This window comes from Mycobacterium sp. NPDC004974, assembly GCF_053600815.1.
Genome location: NZ_JBSGAQ010000009.1, coordinates 222,183 through 244,088 on the forward strand (window position 1 = coordinate 222,183; position 21,906 = coordinate 244,088).

The 21,906-nt window shown below is 66.7% G+C and carries 27 protein-coding genes; 11 read left to right on the forward strand and 16 right to left on the reverse strand.

Translation table 11 applies throughout. From position 1 onward, the window contains the following. The first annotated feature begins 46 nt into the window (after positions 1–46). Both ACWEFV_RS21035 and ACWEFV_RS21040 read left to right on the forward strand, forming a co-directional pair. Positions 47–1,876 carry an acyl-CoA dehydrogenase gene (locus ACWEFV_RS21035; protein ID WP_450071570.1) on the forward strand — a complete coding sequence of 610 codons (1,830 nt, stop codon included), beginning with the start codon at positions 47–49 and terminating at the stop codon, positions 1,874–1,876. Positions 1,877–1,994: 118 nt separating this feature from the next. Further along, positions 1,995–2,705, forward strand: a complete 711-nt coding sequence (locus tag ACWEFV_RS21040; protein ID WP_450071571.1) for a fumarylacetoacetate hydrolase family protein — start codon at positions 1,995–1,997, stop codon at positions 2,703–2,705. Here the strand turns inward: ACWEFV_RS21040 and ACWEFV_RS21045 are convergent. Then, positions 2,671–3,492, reverse strand: coding sequence for an IclR family transcriptional regulator (locus ACWEFV_RS21045; RefSeq protein WP_450071597.1), 822 nt, complete (start codon positions 3,490–3,492; stop codon positions 2,671–2,673). The genes ACWEFV_RS21040 and ACWEFV_RS21045 overlap by 35 nt on opposite strands. A 117-nt stretch (positions 3,493–3,609) precedes the next feature. Here ACWEFV_RS21045 and ACWEFV_RS21050 point away from each other — a divergent pair, with 117 nt between their 5' ends. From ACWEFV_RS21050 to ACWEFV_RS21060, 3 genes are read left to right on the forward strand one after another with little or no spacing between them, the layout of a single operon-like run. Continuing rightward, a complete protein-coding gene (locus ACWEFV_RS21050) occupies positions 3,610–4,662 on the forward strand; it encodes an alcohol dehydrogenase catalytic domain-containing protein (RefSeq protein ID WP_450071572.1) in 1,053 nt (350 codons plus the stop codon). Then, complete coding sequence (locus ACWEFV_RS21055; protein ID WP_450071573.1) at positions 4,659–5,063, forward strand: nuclear transport factor 2 family protein; 405 nt, start codon at positions 4,659–4,661, stop codon at positions 5,061–5,063. The genes ACWEFV_RS21050 and ACWEFV_RS21055 overlap by 4 nt, the downstream gene beginning before the upstream one ends. Before the next feature lie 10 nt (positions 5,064–5,073). Beyond that, on the forward strand, positions 5,074–5,883 hold the full coding sequence (locus ACWEFV_RS21060; RefSeq protein WP_450071574.1) for an SDR family NAD(P)-dependent oxidoreductase: 810 nt from the start codon (positions 5,074–5,076) through the stop codon (positions 5,881–5,883). Here ACWEFV_RS21060 and ACWEFV_RS21065 read toward each other — a convergent pair whose 3' ends face one another. Next, the gene (locus tag ACWEFV_RS21065) at positions 5,884–6,978 is read right to left on the reverse strand and encodes a nitrilase-related carbon-nitrogen hydrolase (RefSeq protein WP_450071575.1); all 1,095 of its coding nucleotides are present in this window, start codon (positions 6,976–6,978) and stop codon (positions 5,884–5,886) included. It lies immediately after the preceding gene. 79 nt (positions 6,979–7,057) lie between these two features. On the opposite strand from ACWEFV_RS21065, the gene ACWEFV_RS21070 reads away from it, so the two are divergent. Beyond that, entirely contained in the window at positions 7,058–7,969 is a 912-nt protein-coding gene (locus ACWEFV_RS21070) for a LysR family transcriptional regulator (RefSeq protein WP_167858041.1), read from the forward strand. On the opposite strand, the gene ACWEFV_RS21075 is transcribed toward ACWEFV_RS21070, so the two are convergent. Continuing rightward, positions 7,966–8,862 carry a mycobacterial-type methylenetetrahydrofolate reductase gene (locus ACWEFV_RS21075; protein ID WP_450071576.1) on the reverse strand — a complete coding sequence of 299 codons (897 nt, stop codon included), beginning with the start codon at positions 8,860–8,862 and terminating at the stop codon, positions 7,966–7,968. The genes ACWEFV_RS21070 and ACWEFV_RS21075 overlap by 4 nt on opposite strands. 235 nt (positions 8,863–9,097) lie before the next feature. On the opposite strand from ACWEFV_RS21075, the gene ACWEFV_RS21080 reads away from it, so the two are divergent. Together ACWEFV_RS21080 and ACWEFV_RS21085 are read left to right on the forward strand one after the other, a co-directional pair. Next, the gene (locus tag ACWEFV_RS21080) at positions 9,098–9,859 is read left to right on the forward strand and encodes an alpha/beta hydrolase family protein (RefSeq protein WP_450071577.1); all 762 of its coding nucleotides are present in this window, start codon (positions 9,098–9,100) and stop codon (positions 9,857–9,859) included. Between the two features lie 9 nt (positions 9,860–9,868). After that, positions 9,869–10,321 (forward strand): 6,7-dimethyl-8-ribityllumazine synthase, encoded by a 453-nt coding sequence (locus tag ACWEFV_RS21085; RefSeq protein ID WP_135459585.1) that lies wholly within the window; start codon positions 9,869–9,871, stop codon positions 10,319–10,321. Here ACWEFV_RS21085 and ACWEFV_RS21090 read toward each other — a convergent pair. Next, entirely contained in the window at positions 10,318–11,223 is a 906-nt protein-coding gene (locus ACWEFV_RS21090) for an alpha/beta hydrolase (protein ID WP_450071578.1), read from the reverse strand. The genes ACWEFV_RS21085 and ACWEFV_RS21090 overlap by 4 nt on opposite strands. Before the next feature lie 164 nt (positions 11,224–11,387). Here ACWEFV_RS21090 and ACWEFV_RS21095 point away from each other — a divergent pair, with 164 nt between their 5' ends. Continuing rightward, entirely contained in the window at positions 11,388–12,008 is a 621-nt protein-coding gene (locus tag ACWEFV_RS21095; RefSeq protein WP_450071579.1) for a TetR/AcrR family transcriptional regulator, read from the forward strand. Here ACWEFV_RS21095 and ACWEFV_RS21100 read toward each other — a convergent pair. From ACWEFV_RS21100 to ACWEFV_RS21150, 11 genes are all read right to left on the reverse strand, one after another. Beyond that, on the reverse strand, positions 11,987–12,409 hold the full coding sequence (locus ACWEFV_RS21100; protein ID WP_450071580.1) for a hypothetical protein: 423 nt from the start codon (positions 12,407–12,409) through the stop codon (positions 11,987–11,989). The two genes, ACWEFV_RS21095 and ACWEFV_RS21100, sit on opposite strands and share 22 nt — an antisense overlap. A 74-nt stretch (positions 12,410–12,483) precedes the next feature. Then, positions 12,484–13,023 carry a hypothetical protein gene (locus ACWEFV_RS21105; protein WP_450071581.1) on the reverse strand — a complete coding sequence of 180 codons (540 nt, stop codon included), beginning with the start codon at positions 13,021–13,023 and terminating at the stop codon, positions 12,484–12,486. 193 nt (positions 13,024–13,216) lie between these two features. Further along, the gene (locus tag ACWEFV_RS21110) at positions 13,217–13,558 is read right to left on the reverse strand and encodes a hypothetical protein (RefSeq protein WP_450071598.1); all 342 of its coding nucleotides are present in this window, start codon (positions 13,556–13,558) and stop codon (positions 13,217–13,219) included. Positions 13,559–13,654: 96 nt separating this feature from the next. Next, positions 13,655–14,350, reverse strand: coding sequence for a hypothetical protein (locus ACWEFV_RS21115; protein WP_450071582.1), 696 nt, complete (start codon positions 14,348–14,350; stop codon positions 13,655–13,657). Continuing rightward, complete coding sequence (locus ACWEFV_RS21120; RefSeq protein WP_286175227.1) at positions 14,347–14,475, reverse strand: hypothetical protein; 129 nt, start codon at positions 14,473–14,475, stop codon at positions 14,347–14,349. The genes ACWEFV_RS21115 and ACWEFV_RS21120 overlap by 4 nt, the downstream gene beginning before the upstream one ends. Continuing rightward, positions 14,472–15,284, reverse strand: coding sequence for an AAA family ATPase (locus ACWEFV_RS21125; protein ID WP_450071583.1), 813 nt, complete (start codon positions 15,282–15,284; stop codon positions 14,472–14,474). The genes ACWEFV_RS21120 and ACWEFV_RS21125 overlap by 4 nt, the downstream gene beginning before the upstream one ends. A 14-nt stretch (positions 15,285–15,298) precedes the next feature. Further along, positions 15,299–16,822 carry a MorD protein gene (locus tag ACWEFV_RS21130; RefSeq protein WP_450071584.1) on the reverse strand — a complete coding sequence of 508 codons (1,524 nt, stop codon included), beginning with the start codon at positions 16,820–16,822 and terminating at the stop codon, positions 15,299–15,301. 154 nt (positions 16,823–16,976) lie between these two features. After that, entirely contained in the window at positions 16,977–17,636 is a 660-nt protein-coding gene (locus tag ACWEFV_RS21135) for a hypothetical protein (RefSeq protein WP_450071599.1), read from the reverse strand. Between the two features lie 150 nt (positions 17,637–17,786). Continuing rightward, a complete protein-coding gene (locus ACWEFV_RS21140) occupies positions 17,787–18,386 on the reverse strand; it encodes a TetR/AcrR family transcriptional regulator (protein WP_135459598.1) in 600 nt (199 codons plus the stop codon). A gap of 98 nt (positions 18,387–18,484) precedes the next feature. Continuing rightward, positions 18,485–19,204 (reverse strand): NUDIX hydrolase, encoded by a 720-nt coding sequence (locus ACWEFV_RS21145; RefSeq protein WP_135459599.1) that lies wholly within the window; start codon positions 19,202–19,204, stop codon positions 18,485–18,487. A 51-nt stretch (positions 19,205–19,255) separates the two neighbouring features. Beyond that, positions 19,256–19,666 (reverse strand): nuclear transport factor 2 family protein, encoded by a 411-nt coding sequence (locus ACWEFV_RS21150; RefSeq protein ID WP_450071585.1) that lies wholly within the window; start codon positions 19,664–19,666, stop codon positions 19,256–19,258. A 48-nt stretch (positions 19,667–19,714) separates the two neighbouring features. On the opposite strand from ACWEFV_RS21150, the gene ACWEFV_RS21155 reads away from it, so the two are divergent. Then, complete coding sequence (locus ACWEFV_RS21155; RefSeq protein WP_450071600.1) at positions 19,715–20,383, forward strand: cutinase family protein; 669 nt, start codon at positions 19,715–19,717, stop codon at positions 20,381–20,383. Here the strand turns inward: ACWEFV_RS21155 and ACWEFV_RS21160 are convergent. Then, positions 20,334–21,191: an adenylate/guanylate cyclase domain-containing protein gene (locus ACWEFV_RS21160; protein WP_450071601.1), complete on the reverse strand. Its 858-nt coding sequence runs from the start codon at positions 21,189–21,191 to the stop codon at positions 20,334–20,336. The genes ACWEFV_RS21155 and ACWEFV_RS21160 overlap by 50 nt on opposite strands. A 106-nt stretch (positions 21,192–21,297) precedes the next feature. Here ACWEFV_RS21160 and ACWEFV_RS21165 point away from each other — a divergent pair, with 106 nt between their 5' ends. Further along, on the forward strand, positions 21,298–21,771 hold the full coding sequence (locus ACWEFV_RS21165; RefSeq protein WP_450071586.1) for a carboxymuconolactone decarboxylase family protein: 474 nt from the start codon (positions 21,298–21,300) through the stop codon (positions 21,769–21,771). The last annotated feature ends 135 nt before the right edge of the window (positions 21,772–21,906 follow it).

A 21,906-nucleotide genomic window follows, 5' to 3' on the forward strand; every position in this document is an offset into this window, starting at 1 on the left:
ACCTACGCTTGCGTACCCCGTCCGGCGTCGGCAACGCTTGCAGATCGTGGCTCACTACATCGCCAATGTCCGCGATATCGAATTCAATCTCTTCCAGGTTCTCGCCTTGGGTCCGGTCCTCGACTCGGGCGCGTTCGGCGACCTCGACGCAGAGACCGCACAGACCATGCTCGACGAGGTCGCCCGCTTTGCCGAAGGCGTCGTCGCAGAGTCGTTCGTCGACAGCGACCGCAACCCGCCCGAGTTCGATCCGGCAACCCACGAGATCACGATGCCCGGGCCCCTCGCCAAGACGGTGCAGGCAGTCAAGGACGCCGAGTGGTGGCGCATCGGCCTCGCCGAGAACGCCGGCGGCACACCGGCGCCCGCATCGTTGGTGTGGGCCATCCAGGAAATGATCATGGGCGCCAACCCGTCGGCAATGTTCCTCTACGGACTCGGCCCGGCGATGGCGCACACCCTGGCCGAGGTCGGCACCGAGGAGCAGCAGCGCTGGGCGCGCATGAGCATGGACAAGGGCTGGGCCGGCACCATGGTGCTGACGGAGCCGGATGCCGGATCCGACGTGGGCGCGGGCCGCACAAAGGCCATCGCGCAGCCCGACGGCACCTGGCACATCGACGGGGTGAAGCGTTTCATCTCCGGTGGTGACGTCGGCGACACCGCCGAGAACGTCTTCCACCTCGTGCTGGCCCGCCCCGAGGGCGCCGGGCCCGGCACCAAGGGCCTGAGCTTGTTCTACGTCCCGAAGTTCCACTTCGACCCCGAGACCCTCGAACTCGGGGAGCGCAACGGCGTGTTCGTCACCGGCCTCGAGCACAAGATGGGCATCAAGTCGTCACCGACCTGCGAGCTCACCTTCGGTGCGCACGGCACCCCGGCCGTCGGCTATCTCGTCGGCGACGTGCACAACGGCATCGCGCAGATGTTCCGCGTGATCGAGAACGCGCGCATGACCGTCGGGGTGAAGTCGGCCGGCACCCTGTCCACCGGCTACCTCAACGCACTGGCCTACGCCAAGGAACGCATCCAGGGCTCGGACATGCTCAAGATGACCGACAAGACCGCACCGCGGGTCGCGATCATCGAGCACCCCGACGTGCGGCGCAGCCTGCTCACGCAGAAGGCCTACGCCGAGGGCCTGCGGTCGGTGTACCTGTACACCGCGGCGCACCAGGATTCTGTGGTGGCGCAACATGTCTCGGGCGCCGACGCCGGCCTGGCGCACCGCGTCAACGACCTGCTGCTGCCGATCGTGAAGGGCGTCGGCTCCGAGAAGGCCTACGAGATCCTGACGGAATCGCTGCAGACCCTCGGCGGATCCGGCTACCTGCAGGACTACCCGATCGAGCAGTACATCCGCGACGCCAAGATCGATTCGCTCTACGAGGGCACCACCGCGATCCAGGCGCTGGACTTCTTCTTCCGCAAGATCATCCGCGATCAGGGTGGAGCGCTGGCGCATGTGGCGGCGCAGATCTCGGCCACGATCGAATCCGAGGGCGCCGGGCTGGAACCCGAGATCGCGCGGCTGGCCACTGCGTTGGCCGATGTGCAGTCGATGGCGGCCACGCTGACCGGCTACCTGATGTCCGCTCAGGAACAGCCCGAGCAGCTGTACAAGGTCGGCCTCGGTTCGGTGCGGTTCCTGCTGGCGGTGGGCGATCTGCTCATCGGCTGGCGCCTGCTGGTCGGCGCGCAGGTCGCCCAGACCGCGCTGGCAACCGCGACCGATCGCGACCGGCCGTTCTACGAAGGCAAGGTCGCGGTGGCGAAGTTCTTCGCGCACAACATGTTGCCGCTGCTGACGGCGGTTCGCGAAGTTGTCGAGTCGGTCGACGGCGAGGTCATGCACCTGGACAACGCCGCGTTCTGACGCCGGATTGCGCGCTACACCTCGAGCGTGGATCCTCTGCGAAAAAACAGCTGAAAACTCGCAGAGGATCCACGTTCGTGACGTGCCACGCCACGGCGATGCCCGGATGATGGTTCCCATGGCCGACTTCGTGATCCCACTGCCACCGCAGGCGTCGCTCCCGGTGAGCACCGGGCCTGAGCGCTTCCCGGTGCGACGGGTGTTCTGCGTCGGACGCAATTACGCGGCCCACGCGCGCGAGATGGGCAAGGACCCCGACCGGGAACCGCCGTTCTTCTTCATGAAGCCGGCCGACGCCGTCATCGACGCGGCGGGCACGGTCCCCTACCCGTCGCTGACCTCGTCGTTTCACCACGAGATCGAGCTCGTGGTGGCGCTGGGTGCCGGGGGCCGCGACGTGGCACCGGACGACGCGCTGGGCCTGGTCTGGGGCTACGGGGTCGGCGTCGACCTGACCCGGCGCGATCTGCAGGACGAGGCCAAGAAGCTCAGCCGGCCCTGGGATTGGGCCAAGGGGTTCGACGCATCCGCCCCGTGCACGCCGATCCATCCGGTCGCCGAAGTCGGTCACCCCGACAGCGGCGAGATCTGGCTGCGGGTCAACGGCGAGCTCAGGCAGCACGGTGACCTCAAGGACCTGATCTGGTCGGTGCCGGAGGTCATCAGCGCGATCTCGGCTGCCGTCGACCTGGCACCGGGCGACCTGATCTACAGCGGAACCCCGGCCGGGGTCGGTTCGATGCAACCCGGCGACGTGGTGTCCGGTGGTGTCGACGGGGTCGCGGAGTTCAGCTTCACGGTCGGCTCAGCCGATCGGCGGCCCGCCTGACCCGCTGCCCCGCGGTGTCCACCTGGCGGGCGGTCATGGGCCGCAGCGGGTGTACCGACAGGATGAGTGCGACCCGGCCGTGAGCGTCGAACACCGGTGCGGCGATCGTGGCCACCGGCTGTGCCTTGCCGGCCGCGTCGCCGGCCGGCGCCAGGCCGATGGTGGTGAACTCGGCGAGCAGTTGATCGGTGATGCCGCGGACGTGGTCGGGCAGTCCGTCACTCGGCAGTGAGCCGACCATCTGCGCTGCCCGGGTCAGATCCGGCGTCGTCCAGTCAACGTCGAAACCCTGCTCCCTGGTCTGGGCCAGCACCTGCTCCAGACGCCCCGCGATGGCCGCGGGTGCACGCTCGATCCAGGCCCGCTGCTCAACGGGCGAATCCCAGGCGGCGAAGGCGACGCCGAACGGCGGCGCGTACCGGATGCGATCCCCCGGCGTGCCCGCCGGCCGCGGCCCGGCGCCCTCGAACGCGGTGATCACCAGTTCATCGGCGACCCGTTCGACCACAGAGGCGGCATGCCCGAACTGCTCTGAAAGTTCTTGTGCGGCAATGTGAGCCGCATGTGCCAGCGGTCGCGCCGCCTCGGTTCGGGCAGCCACCACGGCCAGGCCGGGTCCCAGCGCGAACGTCTTGTCCACGGGATCACGGATCAGCCAGCCCCGGTCGCACAAGGTCTTGAGGATCGCGTGTGCGGTGGCCTGCGTCAGGTCCAGTGCGCTGACCACGTCGGAGAACCGCAACCGCACGTCGCCGGCACTCGCCAGCAACTCGATCACATCCAGCACCCGGCTCGTCGGCGCCGAACTTGCACCGCGCACCCTTGACTCCCCTCTGGGCGGTTCCTACAGTCGGTCTTGTCAATTCGAGAGAATATCTCGATTATTCGAGAATCGATAGGTGCGATGCGCGCAGTCGTCTTACGCGAGGGCACACTGACGGTGCGTGAGATCGCCGATCCCGCACCGGGTCGGGGCGAGCTCCTGTTGCGAGTACTGAGTACCGCGATCTGCGCGTCCGATGTCCATTTCATGGACCACCCGGAACTCGGGCTCAACGATCCGACCGGCCGATCGCTCTACGACACCGGACAGGATGTGGTGCTGGGCCACGAGTTCGTCGGCGAGGTCATCGGGCACGGTCCCGGCTGCAGCGAGCAGTTCCCCGTCGGCACCCGGGTCACCTCGATCCCCATCAAACTGATCAACGGCGGCGCCGACGGCGCACACATCATCGGTCAGCACCCTGATTCGCCGGGAAGTTTCGCCGAGCTGGTGGTGGTCACCGAAGCGATCGCCCGTGCCGTCACGGGCGACGCCTCTGACGATGCCGTCGCGCTCACGGACGCCTTCGCGGTCGGCGAGTTCTACGTCCGAAGTGCTCGACTCGAACCCGGCGAGATCCCCATCGTGATCGGTGCGGGCGCGATCGGGCTGTCCGCAGTGGCGGCGCTGGGCCGCCGCAGCGTCGAACCGATCATCGTCTCGGACTACCAGGCGGATCGACGTGCCCTGGCCTGCAAGGAGTTCGGCGCCCACATCGCCGTCGACCCGGCCGAACGCTCACCGATCGAGGTCTGGCGCGAGGTGCGTACCGAACGCAACCTGTGGGGCGCGGCCGTGGTGTTCGAATGCGTCGGTGCGTCAGGACTGATCCAGAAGATCGTCGAGGAATCCGACATGGGCACCCGCATCTACTGCGCCGGCGGGTGGTACACCGGCGACACCCTCGACATCACCACTGCCACCCGCCAGGGAGTGACCCTGCAGTTCGGCGGTGGACCGTGGCCGCAGGACTGGTACGGGACGCTGGACGCCATCGTCACCGGAGACCTGGACCCGACGCCCAGCATCGGCATGGTGGTGCCGCTCGACGAGGTTCCCGACGCGCTCGACCTGGCCCGCCGTTCGGCAGGGCCCGCCCGAATCATTGTGCATCCGAACGGAGATCACGCATGACCTACCACGAAGACCGCCTGGATATCGCCGACGTGCTGGTCCGCTATGCGACCGGCATCGACCGGCGGGACTGGCCGTTGTTCCGGACCGTGTTCACCGACGACTGCGTGCTCGACTACGGCGAGATCGGTGCCTGGAACGGAGTGGACGCGGTCACCGAGTTCATGGATCAAACCCACGCGATGGCCGGACACACCATGCACCGGTTGAGTAACCACGCAATCGCCGTCGACGGTGACGCCGCAACGGCCCGCACCTACGTCGACGCGCTGATCATGGCTCAAGACAACAACTCCGGCGTCAACGCCGTCGGCTTCTACGACGACGAGCTGGTGCGCGCCACCGGCGGTTGGCGCATCGCACGCAGGCACTTCACCCCGGTCCGAGTCGTTGCGGTCTAAGGAGTCATCGATGGAATTCGCAGACAGGTACGGGCCGTGGGCACTCGTGGCCGGGGCCTCCGACGGAGTCGGTTCGGCGATGGCCGAAGAGCTGGCCCGCCGCGGCCTCAACGTGGTGCTGCTGGCCCGGCGCCAAACTGTTCTCGACGATGTCGCCTCAGGTATCGCAGCCCGGACCGGAGTGCAAACCCGCACGCTGGCAATTGATCTGGCCGCACCCGCAGCTGCCGCTGAGGTGATATCAGCCACCTCGGATCTGGACATCGGCTTCTTGGTGTACTGCGCGGGCGCCGATCCCAACTTCGCACCGTTCCTGTCCGGGCCGCTCGCGGACGCGGAATCACTGGTGCAGCGCAACTGCATGGTGCCGATGCAGCTGTGCCACCACTACGCCCAACCGATGGTGGATCGGGGCCGCGGCGGCATCATCATCTTCGGGTCCGGCGCCGGATTCGCCGGCGGTCCGAACATGGTGGCCTACGGTGCGAGCAAAGCCTTCGACATGGTGTTCGCCGAGGCGTTGTGGACCGAGCTGCACGATAAGGGTGTCGATGTGCTCGGGTTGATCCTGGGCAAGACGGACACTCCCGCACTGCGCAAGCTCGAACATGAACGGGGCCAGATCGCCTCTCCGGCACAGACACCGCCGGGCGCCGCAGCCGTCGACGATGTGGTGGCGGCCGCGTTCGCCAACCTCACCGAGGGACCGACGTGTCTGGTGGGCCCCGAGATCCAAGCAGCAGCACAGCTGATGGCTTCGGTCAGTCGCAACGACGCCGTGCGGTTCATCGCGCAAGCGGTCACCGCTGCGATGGGCTGATCATTCCGTCGGATTCTGGTACGGCGGTCGCCAGATGTCGCGCTCGGTAAGTAGCTCGATCTGGCGCTCGATAACTTCTCGCCGAAACTCCGCGTGGTTTCCCGGGATTCGGTGTAGGTAGCGGTTTTTCGGGTATATGGGGCGTTCGTAGATGATCTCCGCGAGCTCGGTACGGACATCTTTGAGCCAGTTCGTCACCTGCGCAGAGGCCCGGTGGTGCCGCAGCGCCTGGATGTTGACGGTGCCCGCGACAAAGGTCGAGCCGTTGGTGTCGAACTGTTTACCGACGATTCCGCCTTTGTAGTCGACGATCATCGACCGTCCGCCGCCGGCATCGATCGGTGGTGCTCCGTTCTCGATGCTGCCACCGATGTTCGGTGCCACGACGTAGAAGTTGTTCTCCAGTGCCCGGGCACGATTGCTGATTTCGAAGACATCGTTCTCGGTGAATGCCGCCGGCAGCGAGGCCCGGTAAACCACCTCGGCGCCGTTCATCGCCAGGCCCCGACCGTTTTCCGGGAAGTTGCCCTCCATGGCCATCATCACGCCGAGCCGGCCGATCTCGGTATCTGCCACGGGCCAGAACGCGTCGAGGGTCCTGCCGTACCGCTCTACCCACCAGTCGAACAGATCGTGCGGCGAAACCGAACGCTCCACCGGCAGAAGCGCGTTCAGCTTGTAGTGCTGTAGCACTATCTCACCGGACGGGGCGATCACAAACCCGACGTTGAAGAACAGGTCCTTCCACTCGGGATGCCGCGCCTTCGCCTGACCCATGACGAACACATTCCAGCGCCGCGCCATCTCCCCCAGTCGGTCGGTTTCCGGTCCCGGGATGTCGATGGCACACGTCGCCGCATACTCGGCATGGTCGGCATCACGGATCTCGTCGGTGAAACCCTGCAGTGCCCCCTCTGGAATGGCCAGCAACCGCACCGGGATATCGAGATTCGACAGCCAGAACGCGCCCGCTGCCAGGTGTTCGAGGTGGTCGATGTTGACAGCGATGTCAGCTCGACCGCTGATGGGCTGGAAGTTGGGGATCAGGCCGACCGCGTTGTACGGATCGATCAGTCGGTTGTCTGCGGGGTTCACAAATTCAACATTGCCCGCCCCGTTGCCAGAAGTCGAATACATGTTTCCGATTCGATCTGAATAAGCTTCACTTATGGAAATGCGCCAGCTCGAGTATCTGCTCGCGGTGGTGGAGGAGGGCGGATTCACCCGCGCCGCGTTGCGGGCACACGTTGCGCAACCAGCGATCAGTCAGCAAATCGCCCAGCTTGAACGGGAACTGGGTGTCAGGTTGTTCGACAGGTCCGAGCGCCGGGTCCGGCTCACCGCCGAGGGCGAGGCGTTCCTGCCGCACGCCCGAGCCGTTCTGGACACGGTGGCGGCCGGGCGACACGCCGTCGCTGCACTACACGGCGTTCTTGCCGGTCGCTTGACGATCGGTACCGTGGCGTCACCACCAGCGGAGCTTCTGACCCCGCTGCGGATATTTCAGCATCGCCACCACGAGGTGCGGATCACGTTGCGCGTCAACGATTCCGACTCGCTCGTCGCCGACGTCCTGGCCGGCCGCATCGACACCGCGCTCATCGGGCTGATCGGCGAGCGGCTTCTCGGCGGCCCGACCAGGCAGCGTCTACCTGCCGCGCTCGCTGCGGCCGCCCTGGTCACCGAACCCCTGGTGGTGGCGGTGGCACGTGATCACCCGCTCGCGGAACAGTCGTCGGTCGCGATATCCGCACTGCGTGACGAGCGCTTCGCATGCCTCACCAATGGGACAGGGTTACGCACCGTTCTCGAAACAGCTTGTGCAGAAGTAGGGTTCACGCCGGATGTCAGGGCCGAGACCGACCACCTCACCGATCTCGCTGAACTTGTTGGGGCCGGGCTCGGGATCGCGCTCATGCCGCGGTCGACCGCCGAGTGGGCCCGGCCCCACATCGCGACCATCGAATTGCGCCGGCCGCGCCCCGAGCGGCCCCTGGTCTTGATCTGGCATCGACAACGGATCCCGGCAACTGCACAGGCATTCCTGGAGCAGGCCGGTATCAAGGGGGACCTGGAGACGAGCTAGGAAACCCGGTCCGGCGCCCAGTAGGCGAGCATCTCGGCGAAGGTCTCGAATGCGGGCTTCGACACCCCGTAGGCCGCCTCGAAGTGGATGCTCAGCGGGAAGCCGAGGTCGGCCACCCCGTCGATCACCCGCTTGTACAGGTCCAGCATCAGCTTGCGCTTCTCATCCGAGTCACGTTCGGCCAGCTGGCTGACGAACTCCTGCTCGGCGGCCACGGCCTCATTTCCCGGATCCTGGATCAGCCAGTTGATCAGCCCGACCCTGGACTCCATCTTCGGCACGAAGCCGAATGACAGCAGGATCTCGGGCCGGTGATCGGTGGTCTCGGCGAACTCTTTGAGGAAACCGACGATGGCGTCGGAGTACAGCAACTGTGTCATGCCGTACGTCGCGCCCCGCTCGCACTTGAATTTGAACCGGCCCTGCTCACCCTCGCGGGTTGGGATGAGGATGGCGCCCCGGTTGGGAACCAGCTGCTCATAGATCGAGAGGGCGTCCGTGGGTGCGACGCCCTCGCCCTCGCCGTCCTTCATGGTCCGGGGCACGCCGACGAACGCGATGCCATCGAAACCGGCCCCGCTCAGCTCGGTCAGCCGCCCGCCCAGGTCGGCCTCGTCCAGGAACGACGTGACCTGGGTGCACAAGCCGCGCATGTCGGGAAGTTCGGGCCGCAGGATGTTCCAGTACTCCAGGACATCCATCCGCGGCTTCATCTCGATCGGACGGTCGTCGTCCTCGTCGATCATCCCGGGGATCATGACGTGCCGGATCCGCCCTTCGATGCCGGCCTCGGCCGCCAACGCGAGCACTTTCCGTGCCTCTTCAATGGGGTACTGCACGCCGCGTTCGAGGTTCGGCGGGACGAGTTCCAGCGCGATGGTGTTCAGGGGCACGAACTTGCTCCACATCTCATTGCGTTCAGTCGCAGCATGCCGGGCGGCACTGACCAGCAGCAGACGTTGACCTCCAGACTACGGAGCCAGGCTGGCAACCAAGCAGGTACCTCCCCACCAACGCCGCATTTCAGGCAAAGTACGGCGCCAGGCTAACTAGAGTGCCGGGCCGCTTCCTGCCCGAGCTGCGCTTCCGTTCCTCGCGGCACCGCTCTCTACGTGGTAAACCACCCTCATGGCTGAGCGCGTCACCTTCCCCAGCTCGACGGGCCCGATGCTGGCCGGTGTGATCGATCGGCCCGACGGGCCGGTGCGGGGCTGGGGGGTCTTCTCGCACGGTTTCACCCTCGGCAAGGACTCACCGGCCGCCTCCCGCATCTGCAAGCAGCTGGCCGCCGACGGCATCGGGATGTTGCGCTTCGATGCGCTGGGCCTGGGCGACTCGGAAGGAGACTGGGGCGACGGCTCCTTCACCGCCAAGGCCAATGACGTGATCGCCGCCTGCACGTTCATGGCCGAGCGCGGTACCCCGGCCGACCTCCTGATCGGGCATTCGTGGGGCGGCGCGGCGGTGATCGCCGCGGCCCGGCAATCCCCCGGCGTGCGGGCCGTGGTGACCGTGGGCGCGCCGTTCGACCCCACCCACGTCGAGCGTCAGTACGACGCGGTGATCGACCAGGTCTGCGCCGAGGGCAGCGGCGAGTGGATGGTCGGCGGGAAGACGCTGACACTCAAGCGGGCCTTCATCGAGGATGTCCGGGCCACCGAGCTGCTCGACAAGATCAAGGGCCTCAGACTGCCGCTGCTCATCCTGCACTCCCCGACCGACAACACCGTCGGCATCAAGAACGCGAGCGACATCTTCTGGGCCGCCCGCCATCCACGCAGCTTCGTCTCGCTGGAAGGCTCCGAACACCTGCTGACCGGACCCGGGCAGGCCAAACGCGCCGGACGGATCATCGGCGCCTGGGCCGATGCCTACCTCGACGTGCGATAGCGTCACCACATGTCTGACGCAGCCACTCAGATCGCGTTCGTGCAAGCCACCTGGCATCGCAACATCGTCGACAAGGCGCGCGAGGGATTCACCGAGCAGATCGGCACCCACGGCGTCGACGGCGCGGCCCTCGAATTCTTCGAGGTGCCCGGTGCCTTCGAAATTCCGCTCACCGCAAAGCGTCTGGCACTCACCGGGCGTTACCGGGCGATCGTCGCGGCCGGCCTCGTCGTCGACGGCGGCATCTACCGTCACGACTTCGTGGCCACCGCGGTGATCGACGGGCTGATGCGCGTGCAACTCGACACCGACGTTCCGGTGTTCTCGGTCGTGCTCACTCCGCACCATTTCCACGAGCACGACGAGCACATCGACTACTTCACCAAGCATTTCGTCAAGAAGGGTGCTGAGGCGGCGAACGCCGTGGCAGCGACCCTGGCCCTGCACAGCTCGCTGGGCTAACTGCCGGTGGCGCGACGGACGTGCCCGGCGATCAGCTCGTAGACCTTGCGGGTGACCTCGGTTGCGTTGCTCATGATGTTGTAGCCGTGGTCGACGTCGGGCACTTCGTGATACTCGGCCAGGGCGCCCACCGCCTCGAGCTTCTGCGCGTACTGCCACGCCTCGTCGCGCAGCCGGTCGTATTCGGCGGTGACGATCAGCGCCGGGGCGATCCCCTCGAGTCCGTCGGCGTTGGCTCCCCAGACCGGGGACACCAGACGGTCCGTGCGCTGCGCGCGATCGGGGACGTACGCGGTGTCGAACACGTCGCCCATCCACGGCTTCAACACCGCCTTGGCATCCCGCGGGGAGTGCTTGTCCCTTGTGGCGGTGACGAGATCCAGCGGCGGGTAGTGCAGAAACTGGAGTGCGATCTGCGGCCCGCCCTTCTCGAAGGCCAGCCGGGCGGCCCCCGCGGACAGGCTGCCACCCGCGCTCTGGCCTCCGACGCACAGCCGAGTGCCGTCCCAGTCCCGCTCGGGCGCCGCTGCCCAGCTGAGCACGTCATAGATCTGTTCGACCGGTGTGGGGAACCGGTGCCCCGGAGCCAACAGGTAATCGACATTGACCACAACGACATCCGCGTGGGCGGCGAGAAAACGGCACCACGGGTCGTCCTGTTCGCGGTGCCCGACGACGAAGCCCCCGCCGTGCACGTTCACGTACACCGCGGGCTTCGCGTCGCCCGACGGCGGGTGGTACACCGTCGCGGCCACCTCACCGTGACGGGTCGGGATTTCGATCAGCGTTGTGCTGCCGGCGATTTCGGGGAACCGGACGCCGCGCATGGGCGTCGGGCGCGCCGTCGCGGAGAACAACCTGGCCAAGGAATCGGCCACCAGGGGCGTAGACAGTATCGACACGATTGCCCACGGTACCGGCGCACCGCCCCAACCCTGTGAGTTCAACCACGCGAGGTCGCAACCGTGCGCTGCGGCATAGCACTCAGCCCTTGGCCCCCTCGAAATGCCCGGGACAATAGTTAACATGAATCGGGTTCACATTTTTCGTGTGCGACGATTTCTAGGTGGTCACCCACAAGCCGTTACGGCGACGACAACCTGTGCAGGAGCGCAGCCGACGACGCGTCGAACGAATCCGGACCGCAGCACTGGAACTACTCGAAACGCAGGGCGTCGACGCCGTCACGACCCGGGCAATCGCTCACCGGGCCGAGGTCCCGGTCGCGACGGTCTATCAGTTCTTCCCCAACCGCGACGCGATCCTTCAGGAGATCGTCTCCGACCACCTCGACCGGCGTGACGCCGAAGGCGCGGCGATACTGGCCGCGCTCGCCCCGACCAGCCTGGCCGAGGTCGCCCACGGGATCTTCGAATTCCACTACGAGCACTTGCGCAACCACCCGCACCTGGTCAACCTGCACTACACCAGCCTGGCCAGCGGCCTGCTCGCCGACCCGCGGGCGCGCCGGGCCGAGTTCGCCAACGCCCTGCACGCCGGGCTGCTGCATTGGGGTCTGCTGCGCGAAGGCACCGATCCCCTGGTGACGATGGTGGCGGTGGAGATGGGTGATCGTCTGCTGGAGATGGCCTTCCACGCCGGCCCGGAAACAGACCGCGCGATCCTCACCGAGGGCGAACGGGCGTTGACCCGGTACCTGCAGACCTACGCCGCACCTACTGCTTGATCGGCGGTGCGTGCCTGCTTGGCCAGGGCGAATCGTGCGAGCGTGCCGACAAACGGATCGAGGTGGACGATCCGACGGCACAGACCCGGGCCCGGAACCCAGCGCCCGCCGCGGCGTTCGAGCACCAAAGCCTCGACCGGCTCGCCGAATACCGGAGTCGCCACGCCGGGCTCGGTTGCACCCTGCCAGCCCTCGACGATGCGCGCCTGCAGCCGCCGGCCGTCGAGGCGGCGCACCCGCACCGATGACGCCGTCACCGAGACCACGACGACGGTGGTCGGAAACTCGCCGCCGATACCCACCTGGACGACCTCGTCGACGAGCGGAACCGTCAGACAGATCGTTCCCGGTCTCAGGCGGTCCAGATCAGATGCCGGCAGGGGCGACGAGCACTCACGCATACCGTTAATGATTATCATTTTCATCGCCTGCGTTCAACGGCACCGCCGATGGCGCAGGTCAGCGGGTTAGCGACTCAACGACGGGCGCCGCTTCCACCGACTTCGGCGGCAAGCGGCGGCGGCAGCGGAGTCGTCGGAGTGGGCGCCGCTGTCGCGGGAGCCGGGGCCGTACCCGGGGACTTCGGTACGTCCTGAGCCGCGGGCGCTCCCGGGCGATGGAAGTCGATCATCGACTCCTCGCGGATCACCTTCTCCCCCACGCTGAGCACCAGCGACTTCGAGGTCACCAGATATTCGATCCCGGCGTTCTCCACGCGGAACGCGCCGTCGTCGTTGCGAGAGGCCGGCACGACCAACTTGGCGCCGTCGCGCAGCCGCACACCGCGGTACTCGTACTTACCGCCCGACACCGAACAGATCGCCACCCGAGAGGCGTCGGTGCTGCCGAACAGCACGGTCGCGTCGGCACTGTCGCACCGCGCCGTGGAATCGACATAGCCCCTGGCATCACTGGCCGGGGCGGCCGTGGCCGAAGGAATCCCCACCGCGAGCAACGCAATACCCGCCGTCACCGCAGCGGTGATACAGCGACGCGGGGACCAGGTACCAGACATCGATTACCACTGAACCACGGCTTTGCTACTTGCACGAGCGTCAACCCCGAGAGACCACCGAATCGTTAGGTCCCCGCAATACAGTCGACCGCTCGCCCGTGGTGAACACGACCGGGATCCGTCGGTAGCCACGCGTCACGGAGTTGCCGTGGAACACCGCGGCGCCTTCGGGATCCGAGGCGAGATCGGGCATCTACTTGCCCTGTTCCGCGGCCTGGCGGGCCTGACGTTCCTCGTACCGGCGCACCAACTCGCGGAAGCCCAGCCGGTCGTACTTCGGGGTCGGCTGGATCCCCCACTCGTCGCGGGCGGTGTCCTTGCCTTCGGCGCCCTCCGGCGGCCCGAACATCGGGTAGGGATGCTTGCACTCCAACGTGTCATCGGAGTAGCGGACCTTGAGCAGCTCACTGCAGATCTGAGTCAGGCTGAGCGTCGGATACCCGTAGTAGACGGCCATGAAGGGCAACGTGAACGCGCCCTCCACGACCAGCGCGACCAGGCACACCATCACGGCCCGTTTGATCCATTTGTGCATGTTCGCGTAGTACGGCGTGGTACCCGGCGGCAGATCCTGTGCCGGGTCTGTTTCGGTTTCGTCAGTTATCGACACCATGCGCTCCTTGAAAGATGTTCAGTCGGTGAAGATTTCGCGGTTGACCGTGTGCAGGTACGGGATCGCCAGGAACGGGGTGATGTAGAAGATGTCGTAGAGCCACCAGCCGATCACCGGGAAGATCACCCCGGCGTAGCGGACGTCGGCGAACATCGTCATGTTGAAGACGTAGACGCACCAGATCAGCACGCCCATCCAGCAGGTGACGATCATCCACTGGTGTCCCCAGCGTTTCATCTGCAGGAACCCGATGGCCGCGGCGCAACGCATCGCGAAAACCGTGACGATCATGCCGAAGACCATCGACTTCTCACCCGGCCCGGCCGAACCGCCGATCCAGAGTTCGTTGTAGTGCCAGAAGTAGCCGGCGTCGAACATGTAGCCCCAGCCGACCATCAGCACCCGGTTGATCAGGGTGTGGTTGGCCACCAGATCCAGCGCCCATCCCAGGCTGTTGAGCGCACCGTCGATCAGCACGAGGTAGCCGATCAGCGTGACGATCATCGGCCGCACCGACAAGCCGTCGCGCTGGGCCTGGCGCTGTAACCACACCCCACGCATGAAGATCGGGAACCCGATCAGACCCGGAATCCACATGCCCATCAGCAGGGCGCCGGCGATCATCCACTTGTCGGCCCGGCGTTGCGCCAGCCGGGATTGCTCGTGGTGATCCTCGAGTGTCACCGAATCAGACCGGGCCAGCGGCAGGTTCACAGGTCCCACCAGCCCCTGGCGAAGGACATGTACAGCTGGATGCAGAACATCGTGAACAGGTAGCCGTAGACGACAACCTGTAGAACGATCAACGCGCGCTTGCGCTTTCGCTCCTGTTCGTTCATCGGGCATCCTTTCCTCGGTTTCGGGCCGCACCGTCGAGCAGGCCGGCTGCCGCGACCTCACGGAGCCCGTCGTTGATCGCCCCGTCGGTGCTCAGCGGCGCGAGCACGCAGGCCTCGGCGGCGTCGAATTCGGTTGCGCCCTCCGCGACGAGCTGTGCCGCGGTGACCAGCACGCGCGTCGAGGGCGGCTCGAAATGGAACGCGGCGTCTGCGCTGCGGATCGCCACGGCACAGGCCACCAGACGCGCTGCGGTGTCGTGACCGACTCCGGTCTCCGCGACGATCACCCCGGCCTCGCGCTCGGGCGGCAGGTACGCCATCGGCAGCGTCGCAAACCGTTGCCGGAAGGACGGTTTGAGCTCCTTGAGCGAACTGCGATAGGCCGGGTTGTAGGAGCACACCAGCATGAAGGTGTCCGGTGCCCGCACCACCTCCCCGGCCCGGTCGAGGTACAGCGCGCGGCGATGGTCGGTGAGCGAATGCAGGATGGCCAGCGAGTCGTGCCGGGCTTCGACCACCTCGTCGAGATAGCAGATGGCCCCGGCCTTGACCGCGCGGGTCAGTGGCCCGTCGGTCCACACCACGTCGCCGCCGGTGACCATGAACCGGCCCACCAGATCCGAGCTGGTCAGGTCGTCGTGGCAGCTGATCGTCACCACCGGGCGCTGCAACAACGAACCCATGTGCTCGACCAGGCGGGTCTTGCCGCAGCCGGTCGGACCGGTCAGCATCACCGGGATCCGGCGGGCGTAGGCCTGCTCGAACAGCTGAATCTCGTTGCCGTTGGAGAAATATACGTCGGTACTCAATTCCGTCCCTCCAGTCAGGCCGCGACCAGTTCGCGGTGTACGTGTGCCAGCACGCGCGGAAGCTCCTCGACGCGGCGGATCCGTTGGGAGCGCCGCGGTCCGAACACCTCGGGCAGGGGATCGACACGGGTCGGCCCGACGCCGACGTAGTACACGGCGACTCCGGCGTCGTTGGCCTCCTCGACCGCATGCGCGGTATCCGCCCAGGCGTAGCGCCCCTCATAGCCCTCGTCGGAGATCAGTCCGTCGCCGATGACGATGAGCAGCCGCCGCTCCGACGGTTGGGCGAGCAGGCGACTGGTCAGATGCCGCAAGGGCGCGCCCAGGCGGGTGTATCCCCCGGTGACCAGGCCGGCCGCGCTCGGCGGGACGAACCGCCGGTCCTCGAAGTCCTTGAGGCACTGCACTTCCACCCGGTGCCGGGTGTTCCCGGTGAACACGAAGATGCCGTGGCGTTCGCGGGCCTGGGTCATCGCCCGCGACAACGCGTCGGCGCAGGCCAGCTCGAGCCGGAAGATCCGGCCGCCGTGCACCCCCAATGACGAACTGCCGTCGAGCAACAGCGCCGTGGACACGTCCCGGCTGCTGGGCAACAACTCCCGGAATACCCTGGGTTCGCCCGCCTCTCCGGTAGCCAGGTCGATGTGGTGGCGCACATAGGAATCCACATCCAGGTCGGATCCGTCCTCCAGGCCGTCGGTCATCGCACGGTGGGTGTGTTCTGAGAACCAGGCCCGCAGATCGGCTGATACCGGCGCAGACTGGCGGCTGCGCGGCGGTTTGGCGTGCTCGACGACGGCGACGTGATCGCGCAGGAAACTGTCGGTCCACGCGTTCCACTCCGGGTAAGGAATGCCCGGCCGGTGCTGCGGGGTGACGTCGAGGTCGTTGTCCTGCGGCCGGCTCGGGGGCGGCAGATTAGGGTTGCGCACTCCGCCGTCACCGCCGACCGGCACGGAATACGGCCTGGGTAGCCGCTTTTGGGTACTGGTCCACGGCATCCGGCCGAACCTGCGGCGCAACCCGTCGGTCAGACCGGCCGGCGCGGTCCAGGCGACGGGCAGCCGGCCCAGCAGCGGGTCGACATCGAGCTGTCCGCGGCCGCGCGCCAGCTCCACTGCCCGCTGCAGCATGTCGGCGGCCGGCAGATCGCCGTCGGCGTGCCCCAGTTCCGGTAGAAGTCTTCGGGTTTCGCTGATCAGGCCGGGCCAACGGGTCGCGATCCAGCCCAGCGCCACCCCGGCTTCGATCAGCGTCAGGGCCTGCAGCTCACGGCCGGACAGCTCGTTGAGTCGGTAGTGCACCAGCCGGTCCTTCGACGGGGCGCATTGCAGCGCCACCCCGCAGGTCAACGAGCGTCGGGTCCAGGTGGGCACGGCTGCCGGGTGGGGAACCAGCACGATGTCGAGCGGCGCGCTCAGCCCGAAACCGCGCTGCTCTCCGGTGACCAGCCGCACCCCGTCACGGCGGCCCCCGCTCAGCGCAACGGCGGTCAGGGCACAGCTGCGTTCGACTGCGAGCGCGTCGTGGTCGGCCATCAGTTCAGAACGTGCCGATGTTGGAGAACATCCAGTACCAGAACCAGATGATCAGGGCGGTGCCGCCCCACGCGCCGATGTAGCGGCAGATTTCCCAGAACACTGCACCCTCCTTCGCGATCGAATTTCTGACTTCAGTCAATATCTGAGTGCGTCAGTCGGTGAAGATCTCCCGGTTGACCGTGTGCAGGTACGGGATCGCCAGGAACGGGGTGATGTAGAAGATGTCGTAGAGCCACCAGCCGATCACCGGGAAGATCACCCCGGCGTAGCGGACGTCGGCGAACATCGTCATGTTGAACACATAGCCGCACCAGATCACCACGCCCATCCAGCAGGTGACGATCATCCACTGCTGCCCCCACCGCTTCATCTGCAGGAACCCGATGCCCGCGGCGATGCGCATGGTGAACACCGTGAGGATGAGGGCGACCTCCCAGGCCTTCTCCCCCGGGCCGCCTGCACCGCCCACCCACAACTCGTTGAAATGCCAGAAGTAACCGGCGTCAAACATGTTGCCCCAGCCCGTCAGAAGGACCCTGGCCAGCAAGGAGTGGTTGCCGATCAGGTCCAGCGACCAGCCCATCGCGTTGATCGCGGCATCGATGACGACGAGGTAGCCGAGCAGCGTGACCATCATCGGACGCACCGACAATCCGTCCCGCTGGGCACGTCGCAGCAACCACACGCCGCGTAGGAAGATCGGCAGCCCGATGGTGCCGAGGACGGCACTGCCGATCAGTAGCGAGCCGGCGATCAGCCACTTGTCGGCCTGACGCTGCGCGGTTCTGGACCGCTCGTCGTGGTCGGCCACCGGGCGCGCGGGCGCACCTGCCGCGGCCGTGCGGCGCGGCCTGATGGTCGGCAGATTCAAGCGTCCTCCTGCGAGCCGGTCCCGAACTGTTGACTGACTATAGTCAACGAATCGGCGGCTGGACAGGGGCCCGCAGGGGCAGCGCCAGGTCTAGGGCGCGAGGCTCCGCATGGTCCTGACGACGTAGTCATCCAGGAGGGCGTCGCGGGTCGGCCAATCGTTGGTCGTGATCAACAGCGCGTAGAAGCCGAGCAGGAAGAACACCGCGCTGTTCCACGGGTTGACGTCGGCGGCGACCGCGCCCTGCTGCTGGGCCAGTTCGATCTCCCGGGCCACCCCGGAGATCACCGGATGCTCCTGGCTGTCCGGTGCGGGTGGCCGGGTCTGCGAGAAGTGCAGGGCCAGAAAGTCTTTGAACAGGACGCCGCCGAGCCTGCGTTCCAGCCCGATGACCAGGCGCATGGCTTCCCGCAGCCCGTCCTCCAGGCTGTGCGGTTTCTTGAGGAACTGGGTGTACTGCTTGGCGATCCGCTCCTCTTCGCGCTGCTCCAGCTCCAGCAGCACGTGCTCCTTGGTGGGGAAATGGAAGAAGAACGTGCCGTGCGCCACGCCCGCTGCGGTCACGATCGCGCCCACGTCCGCTTCGGCCATCCCCGCGCGTTTGAACTCTGCGATCGCCGCACCCATCAACCGCTCACGCGTCTGCAGGCGCTTCGCCTCACGCGCAGACAACCCGTCTGCCACAGCCATTCCGTTCCGTCGTATTGACCCGACTCAATGAACCCACTCAATCGGCTACGACTGGACACTATCCCGGGTGGCGGGCACACCCGGCCCGGTCCTGAGCCCTACTTCCAGGCGAAGACCGGTTGTTCGAGTTCGTCGACCGGATCGGTGCGCCCCTCCAGGGCCAGCCAGCGCAACTGCAGCAGCACCGCGCCGGTCGGCGCGTGGATCAGGTCATTGCCCAACGGAATCTGCACCACCGGGCGCGGGCTCTCCGGAATCGCGATGAACCGCGGCGAATCCTCGCGCTGCAGCTGATGCAGCCCCACCCGGTACGCCGCCACCACCTCGTCGGGCGACAGCCGCAGATCCAGCCGTCCGCCGCCCCAGACCACCACCGGGGTGATGACGTATCCCGAGCGGGTCGGGTAGTCGTCGAGCAGGCCCAACACCGCCGAGTCGGGCAGGCTCACCCCGACCTCCTCGTCCAGTTCCCGCAGCGCGGCCTCGATCGCCGACTCCCCGGGATCCAGCCGCCCGCCGGGTAGCGCCCACTGCGCGGCATGCGACGACAGCCGAGAAGTCCTGCGACACAACAGGAAAGCGGCCCCGCCGGATACGTCGACCATGCGTCCGTCGAGTCCGGGCTCAGGCATCGGCCGTCCCCCGATCCACTCGTCGACCGGAGCCGGATCCACCCGGTCCTCACCGAGTTCGGAGTCGACCAGGACCACCGCGACGGCCGCGTGCCGCTTCGTCGGGTCGGTCACGGCGCGGCGCTCGTGCCCCGCCAGATGCGCACCGATGCGTTCCCGCAGGGCTTCGTCATAGGCGATCGTCACCGCTCGACCATATGCGGGATGCCCTCGACGCGACCGGCGAGGCCACGCCGCCTACTGGTCCGGCTTGCGGGTCTGCTGATACAGCGTGAGCTTCCACACTCCGTCGACCCGGTGGTAGACGCTGGACATGGCGCCGACGAACGCGGGCTCGTCGCCGTCGCGGTAGGCCGTACCCGTGTAGACCAGAGCCGCGTTGTCGTCGTCGAGGGCGATCAACCGGACGCCGCTGATCTCATACGCACGCCACGGCGGGGATTGCGCCAACGCGCTGACGACGGTGTTCCGGTCCATCACCATGCCGTTGGCGAGGACCATGACGGCGTCGGGCAGCATCAGTTCGCCGTAGAAATCGGCGCCGGAAGACTCGCACAGCGAGTCCCACCCGGCCCGTTCGATGTGCAGGAGTTCGTCGAGAACTGGACTGGTCACCGTCATCGAGTACCCGTTACGCAGACCTGGCATGCCTGGGCACCACTGTTGAAAGAGTGGTAGAAGTGATTCGTGGGTGATGTGTCGGCCCTCGCGGGCATCGCAGCAGTGACTGCGGCCGCCGCCGTGTGCACGATCGCGACACCCGTGTCGTCGGCGGCGCCGAAGTGTCCCGACATCGAGGTCGTGTTCGCCCGCGGCACCGACGAACCCGCCGGCATCGGCAATGTCGGCAAGGCGTTCGTCGACACGCTGCGCCCCATGGTCAAAGGCTCGACGGTCGACACCTACGCGGTGGAGTACCCCGCGTCGTGGGACTTCATGAAGGCCGCGGCCGGAGCCACCGACATGAGCAAGCGGATCCAGGCCACGGCGGCACGCTGCCCCAAGACCAAGATCGTGATGGGCGGCTACTCGCAGGGCGCGGCGGTGGTCGACGTCGTGGCCACCTCACCGGTCGCCGGTCTCGGCTACTCCGCCCCGCTGCCTGCCGCGGTCGTTCCGCGCGTCGCCTCTGTCGTGGTCTTCGGTAACCCGTCGGCACGTCTCGGCCAGCCCCTGACCCGCATGAGCCCCGACTTCGGCGCCAGGACCGCGGACCTGTGCAACACCAACGACCCCATCTGTTCGCCCGGCCGGGACTGGAACGCGCACATCACCTATCCGAAATCAGGCCTGATCAAGCTCGCCGCGCAATGGGTCACGAGTCACGTCCAGCCGCCGCCTCCAAAGCCCGCTGCTCGAGGCTGAGGACCGGATAGAGCCGGTGCTTCCCCGGGAGGCCCTTCAGTTCCACTTCGCGGGCCGCACCCAGGACGATGTCATCGAGATGCCTGACCGCGTCACCGACCGGCTCGCTGACGAGGATCTCGCCGCCTTCAGCCTGACCGGCCACGCGGGCCGCCATCGCGACGTCGAGACCGAACAGGTCGTCACCGCGGCGCACCGAGGTGCCCATGTGCACGCCGATCCGCACCCGGATGGCCTGCCACCGCTGGGCGTTCTCCGCGAGCGCGCTCTGCACATCGGTGGCGAACCGCACCGCGTTCTCCGGGTCGGCGAACGCGATCATGAAACCGTCGCCCTGCGTCTTGACGACATGGCCACCGTGTTTGTCGACCCGCGCCTGGACGAGCTTGTTGTGCTTCTCCAGCAGCTTCACCCAGGCCCGGTCACCCATCGCGGCGTTGTACTCGGTCGAGCCCTCGATGTCCGAGAAGACGATGACGACGCGTCCGTCAGCGGTCAGCCGCGCCAGATCCGGGCGTTCCACCTGCGCCCATCCGGCGAGGTCCTCGATCGAGTTGCGGACCGTTGCGCCCAGCCCCTTGTTGAGCAGCATGTCCGCGGTCTGAAAGACCGTCTTGATGGCCAACGGCGCCACACCCCGACGACGCTTCCGCCTGCGGTCCTCATCCTCGAGCTTCATGCGCTCGATCTCACGCCGCGCGTTCGTCAGCTGCCGCCGGCTCACGATGAACAGCACCAGGAACGTGACGAACGCCGCGAACAGCACGACGACAACGACCAACAGGACGGACTCAAGCGTGGTCGGCATCGGCACCCGCTGATTATCGCCGCACACCGGTTCTCCGGCGCACATGTCACATTTCGTCGAGTCGAGGTGTCTCGAGGGGGTAATCCCCATCAACCAGGAGTGCACCATGGATGCTCGTTTGAACCTGTTCGAGAACCCGACCGCCGTCAAGATGCTCAAGTACGTCACCTCGGCGGGCAAGGTGATCACGGACTCGGCGCTCCCCGAGGCGACGCAGCAATTGGTGGCGCTGCGCGCCAGCCAGATCAATGGCTGCGCCTTCTGCACCGACATGCACACCAAGGACGCGGTGCTCGCCGGGGAGACCCAGCAGCGCCTCCACCTGGTCGCGGCATGGCGGGAGGCAACGGTATTCACCGAGGCCGAACGCGCGGCCCTGGAATTGACCGAGCAGGGCACCCGGATCGCCGATGCGGCGGGCGGGGTCAGTGACGACGTGTGGGCCAATGCGGTCAAGCATTACGACGAGAACCAACTGGGCGCGCTGGTGTGCCTGATCGCCTTCATGAACACCGTCAACCGCTTGAACGTGATCGTTCAGATGCCCGCCGGCGACTACCAGCCGGGCCAGTTCGGATAGCGGCGCTCTCGCGTTCGTAACGCAGTGGCGGCCGAGGGGCCGGCAGATTCATACGGTCAATGCAATTTCCGTGACTAGGGAGGTTGCAGGTGCCGCCGGCTTATCCACGTGTGATGCGGCGAGAGTTTTTCGATC

Coding starts and splice junctions, on each gene's coding strand:
- ACWEFV_RS21040 (WP_450071571.1), top strand. CDS start 1,995: ATGGCCGACTTCGTGATCCCACTGCCACCGCAGGCGTCGCTCCCGGTG.
- ACWEFV_RS21070 (WP_167858041.1), top strand. CDS start 7,058: ATGCGCCAGCTCGAGTATCTGCTCGCGGTGGTGGAGGAGGGCGGATTC.
- ACWEFV_RS21060 (WP_450071574.1), top strand. CDS start 5,074: ATGGAATTCGCAGACAGGTACGGGCCGTGGGCACTCGTGGCCGGGGCC.
- ACWEFV_RS21120 (WP_286175227.1), bottom strand. CDS start 14,475: ATGAACGAACAGGAGCGAAAGCGCAAGCGCGCGTTGATCGTTCTACAG.
- ACWEFV_RS21160 (WP_450071601.1), bottom strand. CDS start 21,191: ATGCCGACCACGCTTGAGTCCGTCCTGTTGGTCGTTGTCGTCGTGCTG.
- ACWEFV_RS21085 (WP_135459585.1), top strand. CDS start 9,869: ATGTCTGACGCAGCCACTCAGATCGCGTTCGTGCAAGCCACCTGGCAT.
- ACWEFV_RS21110 (WP_450071598.1), bottom strand. CDS start 13,558: ATGCACAAATGGATCAAACGGGCCGTGATGGTGTGCCTGGTCGCGCTG.
- ACWEFV_RS21100 (WP_450071580.1), bottom strand. CDS start 12,409: ATGCGTGAGTGCTCGTCGCCCCTGCCGGCATCTGATCTGGACCGCCTG.
- ACWEFV_RS21055 (WP_450071573.1), top strand. CDS start 4,659: ATGACCTACCACGAAGACCGCCTGGATATCGCCGACGTGCTGGTCCGC.
- ACWEFV_RS21165 (WP_450071586.1), top strand. CDS start 21,298: ATGGATGCTCGTTTGAACCTGTTCGAGAACCCGACCGCCGTCAAGATG.
- ACWEFV_RS21080 (WP_450071577.1), top strand. CDS start 9,098: ATGGCTGAGCGCGTCACCTTCCCCAGCTCGACGGGCCCGATGCTGGCC.
- ACWEFV_RS21105 (WP_450071581.1), bottom strand. CDS start 13,023: ATGTCTGGTACCTGGTCCCCGCGTCGCTGTATCACCGCTGCGGTGACG.
- ACWEFV_RS21140 (WP_135459598.1), bottom strand. CDS start 18,386: ATGGCTGTGGCAGACGGGTTGTCTGCGCGTGAGGCGAAGCGCCTGCAG.
- ACWEFV_RS21130 (WP_450071584.1), bottom strand. CDS start 16,822: ATGGCCGACCACGACGCGCTCGCAGTCGAACGCAGCTGTGCCCTGACC.
- ACWEFV_RS21050 (WP_450071572.1), top strand. CDS start 3,610: ATGCGCGCAGTCGTCTTACGCGAGGGCACACTGACGGTGCGTGAGATC.
- ACWEFV_RS21150 (WP_450071585.1), bottom strand. CDS start 19,666: ATGCCAGGTCTGCGTAACGGGTACTCGATGACGGTGACCAGTCCAGTT.